We start from the raw sequence: 12,419 nt of genomic DNA on the forward strand, positions 1-12,419 counted from the left end.
TATTTCCCTCCAAGCGAAAGACTTTTAGCGGTGACAGACAGTCAGAAATCCGACGAAACAGTAACAGCAGCCTCCGAAGAAGCCGAGACCGGGGTTCAGGTGGTTGACGACGCGCAGGCGGCCGGCAACGACGCCGCTCCCGAGGCCGCGGCAGAAACGCAGCCAGCAACGCCCGAATCTTCCGCAACGGAGCCTGAATCCGACGCTCCGGCCACGGAGGAGGCGCCCGCCGAGGAGGCACCCGGTGAGCAGCCCGCCGCCGAGGAGGCACCTGCCACCCCGGCTCCGGCGCCGCGGCCGGCAGCGCGCCCGGCCCCTTCACCGGCCGCATTTGCTGCCCGGCCGAAGGCTGCGTCCTCTCCTACGGTTCCCGCCCCCGCTTCAGTCTCCTCTGCTGCCTCACTGGCCGAGGCCGCACGCTGGGGCCGGGTTGAAGGCGACGGCCACGTCTTCCTGACCATCGACGGCGGGGAACACCCCGTGGGTCAGTACCCGGACGTGAGCGACGAGGAAGCCCTCGGCTATTTCGCCCGGAAGTACGACGACGTCGTGGCCCAGATTGTCCTCCTGGAACAGCGCGTGGGCTCGAAGGCCCCGACCACCGACATGCAGAAGACCGTAACCCACCTGCGCGAGCAGCTGGCGGAACGGAACATGGTGGGAGATATCCGCGCCGCCGAAGCCCGCCTCGACACGCTGTCCACCCAGATCGCGGAACTCGAAAAGGCGGAAAAGGCCGAACACGATGCCGTCCGTGCCGCCGAGCTGGCTGCCCGCGAAGCAATCGTTGCGGAAGCAGAAGAAATCTCCGGCCACGATCCTGCGCAGATCCAGTGGAAGACTTCCAGTGCCCGCATGAACGAACTCTTCGAAAGCTGGAAGGCTGCGCAGAAGAACGGCGTACGCCTGGGACGAAGCAACGAAGACGCTCTCTGGAAGCGGTTCAGGGCAGCGCGGACTGTCTTTGACCGCCACCGCCGCGCGTACTTCTCGCAGCTGGACAGCAACAACTCGGCAGCCAAGGCTGCCAAGGAAAAGCTGATCGCTGAAGCCGAAGCGCTGTCCTCCTCCACCGACTGGGGCTTCGCGGCGGGCGAATACCGCCGCCTGATGGACGAGTGGAAGGCCTCACCGCGGGCCAGCCGCAAGGACGACGATGCACTGTGGGCCCGCTTCCGTGCCGCCCAGGACGTCTTCTTCACCTCGCGCCAGGCAGCCAACGACGAGATCGACCAGGAATACGGCGCCAACCTGACCGTTAAGGAAGCCCTCCTGGTCGAGGCGAATGCACTGCTGCCCATCAAGGACCTGGCCGCCGCGAAGAAGGCACTCCAGTCCATCCGTGACCGCTGGGAGGAAGCCGGGAAGGTTCCCCGGGCGGACATGAGCCGGATCGAAGCGGGGCTCCGGAAGGTGGAGGACGCCGTCCGCCACGCCGAGGACGAAAACTGGAAGCGGTCCAACCCGGAGACCAAGGCGCGGACCAACAGCGCCCTGTCGCAGCTGGAAGCCGCCATTGCGGGGCTGAAGGAAGACCTCGCCAAGGCGGAGAAGGCGGGCGACCAGCGCAAGATCAAGGCCGCCCAGGAAGCCCTCGAAGCCCGTCAGGCGTGGCTCGACCAGATTTCACGCTCGGCCAGCGAACTTTCCTAAACACGCTCGCGCCACGTACAGGCCCCCTTCCGGTTATCCACATAACCGGAAGGGGGCCTGTACGCGTTTGGGGCGGCAGGAAAGGATGGCTGAATGGCTACCCCTTCTCCGGAAATCTATTCCCCCGGCCGTGTCTTCTCATGGCCGGAACTTCAGGCCATGGCCGCAGACGGCATCCTCAACCAGCTGTATCAGCGCGGGTACGTGCTCCCCGGGACGGCCGCCACTCCACAGCTGCGGGCGCGTGCGGCGTCGTTCGCAGTCCCGCCGGCCATCCGGCAACGTGTCGTTGCCGGACGCATGACGGCGGCATGGATCTACGGCTGTGCCGGGGAACCGGACCGGCTGGCGCTCCTCGTGGACGCCACCCGACGTGTCTCGAGCCTGCGGTCGACCCGCGGGTGCACCCTTCACGAAGTCAGGCTCGGTCCGTTCGACGTCGTCAGCCTGGGCGGCCTGATGGTGTCCAGCCCGCTACGGACAGCGCTGGACATCGCCCTCCACGTGGACGCCGAGCGCGCCCTGCCGGCCCTGCGGAAAATGCTGGCGAGTCCCGAGCTCGACGTCAGGCTACGGTTGCTCATGCTAGCGGTCGAAGCCACTCCCCGGGTGCCGCACAAGAAGGCGGCCCTGGAAATACTCTCCGCCCTGAAGCTTGAACCTGGCTGACCCGGCCAGGGGGCGGCGCGGTGGCCGTCCTGGACTCAGCTGCGCCGCCGGTTGCCGGTGGTGCGGTAGACGTCGAATACTCCGTCGATGCGCCGCACGGCGCTGAGCACATGGCTCAGGTACTTTGGATCGCCCATCTCGAACGCGAACTTGGAGATGGCCACACGGTCAGTCGACGTGTGCACGCTGGCAGCCAGGATGTTGACGTGGTTCTCGGAGAGGATCCTGGTGACGTCGGAGAGCAGCGACTTCCGGTCCAGCGCCTCCACCTGGATCTCCACGAGGAAGACGCTGGACTGGGTAGGCGCCCAGTCCACCTCCACGATGCGGTCCGGCTGGTCCTTCAGGTCTGAGACGTTGGTGCAGTCCGTCCGGTGCACTGATACACCGGAGCCCCTCGTGACAAACCCCAGGATGGGATCCGGCGGTACCGGCGTGCAGCAGCGTGCAAGTTTCACCCACACGTCACCCACGCCGCGGACGATCACGCCGGAGTCGGAATACTTCGTCTTGCTGACCTGTGTGGGGATGCTGACCTCGGTCAGGTCATCCTCGGGCCCCTCATTGCCGCCGAGGGTTTCAACAAGCCGTTCCATCACCGACTGGGCCGACGTGTGCCCGTCGCCCACTCCGGCGTAGAGGCCGGAGATGTCCACGTACTTGAAGTGCTCTGCGACCTCTGCCAGGGCGTCGTGGGTCATCAGCCGCTGCAGGGGAAGGTTCTGCTTGCGCATGGCCTTCGTCAGCAGTTCCTTGCCGCGGTCGATTGCCTCTTCGCGGCGTTCCTTGCTGAACCACTGCCTGATCTTGTTGCGGGCGCGGGCACTTTTGACGAAGTGCTGCCAGTCCTGGCTGGGGCCGGCCCCCTCCGCCTTGGAGGTGAAGATCTCCACCCAGTCGCCGTGGTTCAGTTCGCTGTTGAGGGGAACGAGCTTTCCGTTGACCCTGGCGCCGATGGTCCGGTGGCCCACTTCGGTGTGGACGGCATAGGCGAAGTCCACCGGCGTCGATCCCGCCGGCAGGGCCATGACCTCGCCCTTCGGCGTGAAAACGAACACCTCGCGGGCGTTGATTTCGAAGCGCAGGGAATCCAGGAATTCGCCGGGATCGGAGGTTTCCTGCTGCCAGTCGACCAGCGACCGCAGCCAGCCCATGTCGCCGTCACGGGGACTTCCGGGGCCTGCGGCCGTCCGGTTGGGCTGGTCCTTGTACTTCCAGTGCGCCGCCACACCGTACTCGGCCCGGCGGTGCATCTCGTGGGTCCGGATCTGGATCTCCACCGGCTTGCCGCCGGGCCCGATGACCGTGGTGTGCAGGGACTGGTACATGTTGAACTTGGGCATCGCGATGTAGTCCTTGAAGCGCCCCGGAAGCGGGTTCCAGCGCGAATGCAGCGTGCCTAGGGCTGCATAACAGTCACGGACGGAGTCCACCAGGACCCGGACACCCATGAGGTCGTTGATGTCGTCGAAGTCCTTGTCGCGGACGATCATCTTCTGGTAGATCGAGTAGTAATGCTTCGGCCGGCCCGTGATGGTGGCCTTGATCTTCGCCGTCCGGAGATCTTCGGTGATCTGGTTCCGGATGACGCTCAGGCTTTTTTCACGCTCCGGGGTCCGGTCCCCCACCATCCGCACAATCTCTTCGTACACCTTCGGGTATAGCGCCGCGAAGGACAGGTCCTCGAGCTCCCACTTGATGGTGTTCATGCCGAGCCGGTGCGCCAGCGGAGCGAAGATTTCCAGCGTTTCCCGGGCTTTGCGGGCCGAGGACTCTGCCGAAACGAAGCGCCACGTGCGGGCATTGTGCAGCCGGTCGGCCAGCTTGATCATCAGCACGCGGATGTCCTTGGCCATTGCAACGACCATCTTGCGGACCGTTTCGGACTGTGCCGCTTCGCCGAAGCTCACCTTGTCCAGCTTGGTGACGCCGTCCACGAGCATGGCGACCTCGGGGCCGAAGTCCCTCTTGAGGTCGGCCAAGGTGTAAGGCGTATCTTCAACGGTGTCGTGCAGGAGCGCCGCCGCCAGCGTGGTGCCGCTCAGCCCCAGCTCGGCCAGGATGGTGGCCACTGCAACGGGATGCGTGATGTACGGGTCGCCGCTCTTGCGTTTCTGTCCCCGGTGGCTTTGTTCGGCCACCACGAAAGCCCGCTGGATGAGGTCGAAATCCTCTTTGGGGTTGTTCGCCCGGACGGTGCGGAGCAGCGGTTCAAGGATCGGGGAATACGTGGCCGTTCCGCGCCCGGTCAGCCGGGCCAGCCTGGACCTGGTGCGTTCGCGGCGTCCGGGAAAAGTAGGCCGGAACCCGGAACTGTCAACCGGCACGCCTGCATCCGGGCGTCCGGACGCGACCAAGCCGGTCTGCGGACCCTGGCCCGGACCTTCCCCACCGTCGGCCGTTGGCGCCGACGTCGAACGTTCTTCCAATGAAGCACCCCTCACGACCCGTTAATTATCCCAGTCTATTCCCGCGGCGGGGCACTTCCGTAACCGGAACGCAGATGCGAAGGGCCGGGCACCGTCACGGATGACGGCGCCCGGCCCTTCACGGCCGAACAGTTCAGGTTGTTGCGGTCTCCGGTGCGGCAGTTGCCTTCGCGGCCGATTCGGTCCGGCGGCGTTCAACCCGCTCGGCCTGCTTGACCAGCGCAGGTTCACCCTGGCGCAGCCAGGCGTACAGCGGGGCTGCGATGAAGATGGTCGCCGCGGTACCGATCAGGATGCCGACGAAGAGTGCCAGCGAGAGGTCCCGCAAGGTACCGGCCCCCAGCAGGCCGGCACCAATGAACAGGATGGCACCCACGGGGAGGATGGCCACCATCATGGTGTTGATGGACCGGACCAGCGTTTGGTTGACGGCAAGGTTGACCTCTTCCGCAAAAGTGCGGCGGGTGGAGGCATCCAGGTCGGCGGTGTTCTCGCGGATCTTGTCGAAGACCACCACAGTGTCATACAGCGAGTAGCTGAGCACCGTCAGGAAGCCGATGATGGCGGACGGCGTGACTTCGAAGTCGCTCAGTGCATAGACGCCGGCCGTGACGAACATGGTCACGAGCATGCCCACCAGCGCTGATAGCGACATCTTCCAGGTGCGGAAGTACAGGGCCATCAGGACGGCGGCGATGACCACGAAGATGACCAGGCCCAGGAGGGCCTGCTTGGTGACGTCGGCACCCCAGGTGGGACCCACGAACGTGGAGGTCACCTCGTTGTCCGTGACGCCGTACGCGGTGGTCAGCCCTTCCTTGATCCGGAGGGTTTCGTCATCGGTGAGCTTGTCCGTCTGGATGCGCATGGTGTTGCCGGCAACGTTGGCCACGCGTGGAATGCTGCCCTCCACCACGTCCTGGACGGCCTTCTCGCCAAGGGACGCTTCCGTGGTCTTAACGTTGGAAACGGTGAATTCGGATCCGCCCCGGAACTCGATGCCGAGGTTGAATCCGCCCTTGGCCACCGGGAGGAGGACGGACAGCGCCACGGCGACGGCCGCAATGATGAACCAGATCTTCTTGGAACTGACGAAGTTGTACGAGCGCTTGCCCGTATAGAGCTCGTTGCCGAACGTGGCAAAATTCGTGGTCATTTACTTGCCCTCCTTGGACGTGCTCTTGGAGGAACCGGCAAGCTGCTCCTGCTTTTCCGCCAGGCGGCGTTCTGCAATGGTCATCCGGCGCTCCGCTTCAGCTGCCGCGCCGGTGTTCTTGGCGCGCACCACGCCCGGCTTCTCGTCCGGCGTGCGGAGCCTGCCCGCACCGCGGTAGAGCGGCACGGCACCGAGCCGCTTCGGGTCAAGGCCGGAGAACCTGTGGCCCTCGCCGAAGAACTTGGTGCGGGCCAGGAGCTGCAGGGTCGGGTGGGTGAACATGAACACGACGATGAGGTCGGCGATGGCCGTCAGACCCAAGGTGAAGGCAAAGCCGCGGACGTTGCCCACGGCGACGAAGTAGAGCACGAGGGCTGCCAGCAGGTTCACTGCCTTGGACGCCAGGACGGTGCGCTTGGCACGCTTCCAGCCGTTCTCCACGGCGGAGACCAGCCCGCGGCCTTCCCGAAGTTCATCGCGGATTCGTTCGAAGTAGACGATGAACGAGTCGGCCGTCTGGCCGATGGCCACGATGAGGCCGGCCACACCGGCGAGTGACAGGCGGTAGTTTTCAGTCCAGCCCAGGATGGCAATCGCGAGGTACGTCAGCGCACCGGCCACCACGAGGGAGAGAATGGTGACGAATCCCAGTGCACGGTATTGGAAGAGCGAGTAGACCACCACCAGGAGCAGGCCGATGATGCCTGCGAGCAGGCCCATCTTGAGCTGTTCGCCGCCCAACGTAGCTGAAATCTGCTGTTCACTCTGGATCTCGAAGCTGATGGGGAGTGCACCGAAGCGCAGCTGGTCCGACAGGGCCTTGGCCGACTCCTCGGTGAATCCACCGGTGATCTGCGGACGGCCGTCAGTGATCACAGCCAGCGACCGCGGAGCTGAGATGACCTGGTCATCGAGGACAATGGCGAACTGGGCCTTCGGATCTGAGCCCGATTCACCACCGGCGGCCACGAAGAACTGGTACAGCCGTTCGGTGACTTCCTTGAACTTGGCGGTGCCCTGCTCGTCGAACTGGATGTTCACGGCCCACTCGTTGGTGACGGCACCCTGGGCACCCTGCTGCAGCTGGAAGGAGGAGGACTTGATGTTGGAGCCCTTGACTTCCACCGGACCCAGAATGTACTTGATGGCCGGGGACGTGGCCGTTGCCGGTTCACAGGTCACCAGCGGCTTGGCGGGGTCAGAGCGCTCCTGCTTGTCCTGCGACGGGTTGTCGCAGTCGAGGGTCTCGAACTTCTTGTACACCTCGGCCGTGACCCAGTTGACGTCGCTGCTGTTGGTCGGTTCGGCCGTCGGCTTGGGGAGCTGGTCGTCCGGCGTCAGGGATTCCGTAGGCACTGCGGCACCGGGACCGGCCTGGAGCACCGGCCGGAAGTTCATGTCGGCCGAGGCCTGGATGAGGGCGCGGGTCTCCTTGGAAGGCGTACCGGGGAGGCTGACCACCACATTGCGGCCGGACTGCGTGCTGATTTCGGCTTCCGCCACGCCTGAACCGTCCACGCGCTGGCGAATGATCGCAACGGCCTGATTGAGCTGATCCTCGTTGATGTCCGAACCGCCCTCGACCTTGGGCGCCAGGATCATCTGGGTTCCGCCCTCAAGGTCAAGTGCAAGCTTTGGTGCCCAGCTGGCCTGGCCGGAAATGGAGCCGCCGGCGAGCACGGCAGTCATGACGGCGAGGATAACGCCGAGCCAGACCAGCACCCTGAGTGCTGAGTTTTTGGGGCCAGTACGTGCCATTGTCGATCTTTCTATTGTTTACGGAGGAGCCGCCGGGGTGAGCTTGGCTCACACACCGGCGGCAGCCCGCGGCCGTCGTTCGTTCTACTTAGCGGGACTTGGCGGGAACGCCGGACTAGCTGTCTTTCTTGCCTTCGTCGTTGAGACGCTTCAGCGATTCTTCGGGCGTCTCGTTGACGGCGTCAGTGCGGACAGCCTCGGTGCGGTTGACGGCGTCGGTGCGGTCGGCGTCGTGCCCGGTCAGGGACGAGGCGTCGTCCGGAACAACGGTGGGCTCTTCGGCAGCAACAACCGGCTCAACGATCTTGGTGACGGCCTGGCGGTGCACGGTGGCCAGGTTGCCCGGGGACAGTTCGATGACGACCTTGTTTTCGTCCTCGTCGATGGAGACGATGCGGCCGTAGAGACCGAAGCTCGTCATGACCTCGACGCCCGGTGCGAACTGCGACTGAAGCGTTGCCTGCTGCTGCTGGGTCTTCTTGTTGCGGCGGAACATCATGAAGATGAAGACTCCGAGCATCACGAAGAGCAGGATGGTCATGATGTCGATGCCGCCGCCGGCCTGCGGCTGGGCCTGGGCAGTAATGTGTCCGAACACAGGAAGTTTCCGTTCTGTACTTGCGTAGCTGGTTGACAGCAACGTCGGCTTCATTTCGGCCCGCCCGGCAGGAAATTCATGCCCGGCCATCGGCGGCCGGAGCCGCCCACAGAAACAAAGGCCCGAACGTGCCGAGCGTCATCCCAGTCTAAAGGGAAAGTCAGCCGGACGCTGCTATTGGCCGTTCGGAAGCCACTCCGCCACCGGTTCCACGCCGAGGTCTTCCGCGTCGAACAGCGTCAGCGCCTCCTGGCCGAACACGCCGTCCGGAACCGCATAGCCCAGGTGCGTCCAGGCCGGAGCCATGGCGATCCGGCCACGGGGCGTTCGCCCCAGAAGCCCCTCGCGGACAAGGAACGGCTCCGCGACGGTTTCCACTGTTTCCGGTTCCTCGCCCACGGCAATGGCCAGGGTGGACAGTCCCACCGGGCCGCCGCCGAACTTGGTGATCAGGGCTTCGAGGACGGAGCGGTCCAGACGGTCAAGCCCCCGCTTGTCCACTTCATACATGTCCAGCGCGGCGGACGCCGCCCGCGCGTCGATTTGTTCGATGCCGTGGACCAGTGCCCAGTCGCGGACGCGGCGAAGGAGGCGGTTCGCGATTCGGGGCGTGCCCCGGGACCGGCCCGCGATTTCGCTGAACCCCGCCGAGTTGACCTTCAGGTCCAACAGACCGGCCGACCGCCTCAGGACCAGCTCCAGTTCCTCGACTGAGTAGAATTCCAGGTGCCCCGTGAAGCCGAACCTGTCCCGCAGCGGGCCGGGCAAAAGCCCGGCGCGGGTGGTGGCGCCCACGAGCGTAAAGGGCGGCAGCTCGAGTGGAATTGCCGTGGCTCCCGCCCCCTTGCCCACCACGATGTCCACCCGGAAATCTTCCATAGCCATGTACAGCATTTCCTCTGCCGGCCGGGACATGCGGTGGATTTCGTCAAGGAAAAGGACTTCACCCTCGGACAGCGAGGAAAGGATGGCTGCCAGGTCGCCGGCGTGCTGGATGGCCGGACCGCTGCTGATCCGCAGTGGAGCATTCATCTCGGCCGCGATGATCATGGACAACGTGGTCTTGCCGAGTCCGGGCGGGCCGGAGAGCAGGACATGGTCGGCGCTGCGTCCGCGCATCCGCGATGCTTCCAGCACCAGCGACAGCTGTTTGCGGACACGGTGCTGGCCCACGAAGTCATGCAGGTTCCTGGGCCGGAGGGCCGCCTCGATGACCCGTTCCTCCGGTTCCTCTCCCCCGCCGACCAGGGACGGCTCAGCCACGGGTGCCTACCCTGTTGCCGGCGCGGGCGCCGTCCTGGCCAAGCCACCGCAGAGTGGCCCGCAGGATCTCGGCCACCTGGCCGCCCGCTTCGAGTTCCGGGGAATCCGAGAGCGCTTTGTCGATGCTGGCGGCGGCGTCCTTTTCGGACCAGCCGAGGCTCGTCATGGCTGCCACCACCTGCGGCTTCCACGGCGCGGCGGCTGCTGCTGCGGGCGCTGCCGCCGCGCCGGTCCCGTGCGGCACCAGTTTCCCGGCAAGCTCCAGGACAATCCTTCCAGCGACCTTGGGCCCGATGCCGGGAACCTTCGTGAAGGCCTTGCCGTCGCCGGTATGCGCCGCAACGCGGATCGCTTCGGGGTCGTGGACGGCCAGCACAGCCAGGGCCAGCCGCGGCCCCACGCCGCTCACACTGAGCAGGACATCGAAGACTTCACGTTCGTCGTCGCTGGCGAATCCAAACAGCGTCAGGGAATCCTCGCGCACAATGAGGGACGTGAAGAGCTTGCCTTCCTCGCCGGTGCGCAGCCCGCTGAGGGTCTGGGGTGTGGCGTTTACGCTCATGCCGGCACCGTTGAGGTCGATCACGGCGGAGGACAACCCGACGTGCGCTACGGTTCCGCGGAGAAAACTGATCAAGGCCGGGCTCCTGGGTTACACAAAAAACTGGGTTTACATGAAAATACGGGGTTCCACTAATAACGGCCGGAACAAAACCCGCCATCCGAACATATCTACGAATACCCTAGCAAGTTCCCCGGCTGCACAGCCGGACATTCAGCGTGCCCGGCGCGCCTTGGCTTCCGCCTCGGCCCATGCCCGCTGCGCCGGGGTCAACGCCGAACTGCCCGGTCCCGTGGTAGAGATGGCCGCTCCGCTGCCCGCCCGCCACGCGTGGGTGATGGCCAGCGCCAGCGCATCGGCGGCGTCGGCGGGGCGGGGCGGGGCATCCAGGCGGAGGATCTTGGTGACGAGTTTCGTCACGGCATCCTTGTTGGATGTTCCGCTGCCGGTCACGGCCGCCTTGACTTCCGACGGCGTGTGCAGGGCAACGGGGATGCCGCGCCGGGCGGCGGCGGCAATCACCACGCCGGACGCCTGGGCAACCCCCATCACCGTGCTGACGTTCAGCTGGGAAAACACCCGCTCCACGGCGAGCACGTGGGGTTCGTAGCGGTCCAGCCAGTCATCGATCGACGTGGCGATCAGGAGTAGCCGCTGGTCCAGGCTTTCATCGGGCGACGTGCCCACCACGCCGACGGCCACCATGGTGGCGCGCCTGTTCTTCTCGACGTCCACGACGCCGATGCCGCAACGGGTGAGGCCCGGGTCGACTCCCAATACTCGGAGGGTCAAGGCCGGGCCTCAGTTTCACAGCAGGGCTGTGTGATCACTCGGCTTCCAGTGCGGCCTGCACTTCGTCGCTGAGGTCGGCGTTGCTGTAGACGTTCTGGACGTCGTCGAGCTCTTCCAGGGCGTCCACCAGCTTCATGAACTTCTTGGCGGCATCGAGGTCCAGCGGGACCTCCATGGACGGGACGAACTCAGCTTCATCGGTGTCATAGTCGATCCCGGCGTCCTTGAGGGCGTCGCGGATCGCCTGCAGGTCCTTGGGATCCGAGTGGATTTCCCAGTTGTCTCCGTTGTCCTTGACTTCCTCTGCACCGGCATCGAGCACGGCCATCAGGACGTCGTCCTCGCTGAGTCCGTTCTTGGGCAGCGTGACAACGCCTTTGCGGGAAAAGAGGTAGCTGACCGAGCCGGGATCGGCGATGGTGCCGCCGTTGCGGGAAATGGCGAGCCGGACCTCGGAGGCGGCGCGGTTCTTGTTGTCCGTGAGGCACTCGATCAGCAGGGCCGAACCCTGCGGGCCGCGGCATTCGTACATGATCTCCGTGTAGTCCACCACTTCGCCGGTGAGGCCGGCGCCGCGCTTGATGGCGCGGTCGATGTTGTCCGCGGGAACGGAGGTCTTCTTTGCCTTGGTGACGGCAAGTTCCAAACCGGGGTTGCCGGCGAGGTCAGGGCCGCCCATGCGGGCCGCGACTTCGATGTTCTTGATCAGCTTGGCGAACGACTTTGCCCGGCGGCTATCAAGGATGGCCTTCTTGTGCTTGGTCGTCGCCCATTTGGAGTGGCCTGACATGCTTTACGCTTCTCCTCTGATCATTCGAATAAACAGTTCATGCACGCGCTTCTCCCCCGTCACTTCCGGGTGGAAGGAGGTGGCCAGCAGGTGGCCTGAACGCACTGCAACAATTCTAGCCGTCCCCTGTAGCGCCGCCGCATGCGAGGCGTGCTCCGGATCCGCGGGCTCCACCTGGGCCAAGACCTCCACGCCGGGGCCTGCACGCTCCACCCAGGGACCGCGGATAAACACCGCGTGCACCGGGGCCACCCCCGAACCGGTGTCGCTGAAACCCAGTCCCTTGAATTCAAGATCTGTCTCGAAAGACTCGCGCTGGCGGCCGAACGCGTTACGGCGGACAGTGATGTCCAGTCCGCCGAACGTCTGCTGCGGGTTTCCTTCAAGGTCCGTGGCCGGGTCCGCGATCTCATCGGCGAGCAGGATCATGCCTGCACAGGAGCCGTATACGGGCAGCCCGTCGGCGATCAGTTTCCGCAAGGGATCGGCGACTTCGAAGGCCCGTGCAAGTTTGTCGATAGTGGTGGACTCGCCGCCGGGAATGATCAGGCCGTCAATGCCGTCAAGTTCGGACGGGCGCCGGATTCCGATGCCCGTGGCGCCCATTGCTTCTGCCGCGCGCAGGTGCTCCCGGAAGTCGCCCTGGAGGGCCAGGACACCGATTCGCAGGCCCGCACCCGCGCGGGAGTAGTCCGTGGAAGGGGGGTTGGTCATCCAAACAGCATAGTGCTCCCGGCGCCTGCAGGCTT

At 65.1% G+C, this 12,419-nt stretch carries 11 protein-coding genes; 2 read left to right on the forward strand and 9 right to left on the reverse strand.

Translation table 11 applies throughout. From position 1 onward, the window contains the following. Positions 1 to 30: 30 nt before the first annotated feature. Both Q8Z05_RS19605 and Q8Z05_RS19610 read left to right on the forward strand, forming a co-directional pair. Positions 31 to 1,653: a DUF349 domain-containing protein gene (locus Q8Z05_RS19605; RefSeq protein ID WP_305941213.1), complete on the forward strand. Its 1,623-nt coding sequence runs from the start codon at positions 31 to 33 to the stop codon at positions 1,651 to 1,653. Between the two features lie 93 nt (positions 1,654 to 1,746). Beyond that, the gene (locus tag Q8Z05_RS19610; protein ID WP_305941214.1) at positions 1,747 to 2,322 is read left to right on the forward strand and encodes a type IV toxin-antitoxin system AbiEi family antitoxin; all 576 of its coding nucleotides are present in this window, start codon (positions 1,747 to 1,749) and stop codon (positions 2,320 to 2,322) included. A gap of 35 nt (positions 2,323 to 2,357) precedes the next feature. Here Q8Z05_RS19610 and Q8Z05_RS19615 read toward each other — a convergent pair whose 3' ends face one another. From Q8Z05_RS19615 to pdxT, 9 genes are all read right to left on the reverse strand, one after another. Beyond that, positions 2,358 to 4,751, reverse strand: a complete 2,394-nt coding sequence (locus Q8Z05_RS19615) for a RelA/SpoT family protein (protein ID WP_305941215.1) — start codon at positions 4,749 to 4,751, stop codon at positions 2,358 to 2,360. Positions 4,752 to 4,884: 133 nt separating this feature from the next. Next, positions 4,885 to 5,907 (reverse strand): protein translocase subunit SecF, encoded by a 1,023-nt coding sequence (gene secF, locus Q8Z05_RS19620; protein WP_305941216.1) that lies wholly within the window; start codon positions 5,905 to 5,907, stop codon positions 4,885 to 4,887. Then, the gene (gene secD, locus Q8Z05_RS19625; RefSeq protein WP_305941217.1) at positions 5,908 to 7,665 is read right to left on the reverse strand and encodes a protein translocase subunit SecD; all 1,758 of its coding nucleotides are present in this window, start codon (positions 7,663 to 7,665) and stop codon (positions 5,908 to 5,910) included. Between the two features lie 115 nt (positions 7,666 to 7,780). Next, positions 7,781 to 8,206: a preprotein translocase subunit YajC gene (gene yajC, locus Q8Z05_RS19630; protein ID WP_305943636.1), complete on the reverse strand. Its 426-nt coding sequence runs from the start codon at positions 8,204 to 8,206 to the stop codon at positions 7,781 to 7,783. Positions 8,207 to 8,437: 231 nt separating this feature from the next. Beyond that, on the reverse strand, positions 8,438 to 9,526 hold the full coding sequence (gene ruvB, locus Q8Z05_RS19635) for a Holliday junction branch migration DNA helicase RuvB (protein ID WP_305941218.1): 1,089 nt from the start codon (positions 9,524 to 9,526) through the stop codon (positions 8,438 to 8,440). Next, positions 9,519 to 10,163, reverse strand: coding sequence for a Holliday junction branch migration protein RuvA (gene ruvA, locus Q8Z05_RS19640; RefSeq protein ID WP_305941219.1), 645 nt, complete (start codon positions 10,161 to 10,163; stop codon positions 9,519 to 9,521). Before ruvA ends, ruvB begins: the two co-directional genes overlap by 8 nt. 138 nt (positions 10,164 to 10,301) lie before the next feature. Continuing rightward, positions 10,302 to 10,880, reverse strand: a complete 579-nt coding sequence (ruvC, locus tag Q8Z05_RS19645) for a crossover junction endodeoxyribonuclease RuvC (RefSeq protein ID WP_305941220.1) — start codon at positions 10,878 to 10,880, stop codon at positions 10,302 to 10,304. Positions 10,881 to 10,914: 34 nt separating this feature from the next. Continuing rightward, positions 10,915 to 11,670 (reverse strand): YebC/PmpR family DNA-binding transcriptional regulator, encoded by a 756-nt coding sequence (locus Q8Z05_RS19650; protein WP_305941221.1) that lies wholly within the window; start codon positions 11,668 to 11,670, stop codon positions 10,915 to 10,917. A 3-nt stretch (positions 11,671 to 11,673) separates the two neighbouring features. Then, the gene (gene pdxT / locus Q8Z05_RS19655; RefSeq protein ID WP_305941222.1) at positions 11,674 to 12,384 is read right to left on the reverse strand and encodes a pyridoxal 5'-phosphate synthase glutaminase subunit PdxT; all 711 of its coding nucleotides are present in this window, start codon (positions 12,382 to 12,384) and stop codon (positions 11,674 to 11,676) included. Positions 12,385 to 12,419 lie beyond the last annotated feature (35 nt).

It is taken from the genome of Arthrobacter oryzae (genome assembly GCF_030718995.1).
GTDB lineage: Bacteria > Actinomycetota > Actinomycetes > Actinomycetales > Micrococcaceae > Arthrobacter > Arthrobacter oryzae_C.

Bases quoted from the DNA above. Each gene is read 5' to 3' on its own strand.
- Q8Z05_RS19610 (WP_305941214.1), top strand. From the start codon at position 1,747: ATGGCTACCCCTTCTCCGGAAATCTATTCCCCCGGCCGTGTCTTCTCA.
- secF (WP_305941216.1), bottom strand. From the start codon at position 5,907: ATGACCACGAATTTTGCCACGTTCGGCAACGAGCTCTATACGGGCAAG.
- secD (WP_305941217.1), bottom strand. From the start codon at position 7,665: ATGGCACGTACTGGCCCCAAAAACTCAGCACTCAGGGTGCTGGTCTGG.
- yajC (WP_305943636.1), bottom strand. From the start codon at position 8,206: ATGACCATCCTGCTCTTCGTGATGCTCGGAGTCTTCATCTTCATGATG.
- Q8Z05_RS19650 (WP_305941221.1), bottom strand. From the start codon at position 11,670: ATGTCAGGCCACTCCAAATGGGCGACGACCAAGCACAAGAAGGCCATC.
- pdxT (WP_305941222.1), bottom strand. From the start codon at position 12,384: ATGACCAACCCCCCTTCCACGGACTACTCCCGCGCGGGTGCGGGCCTG.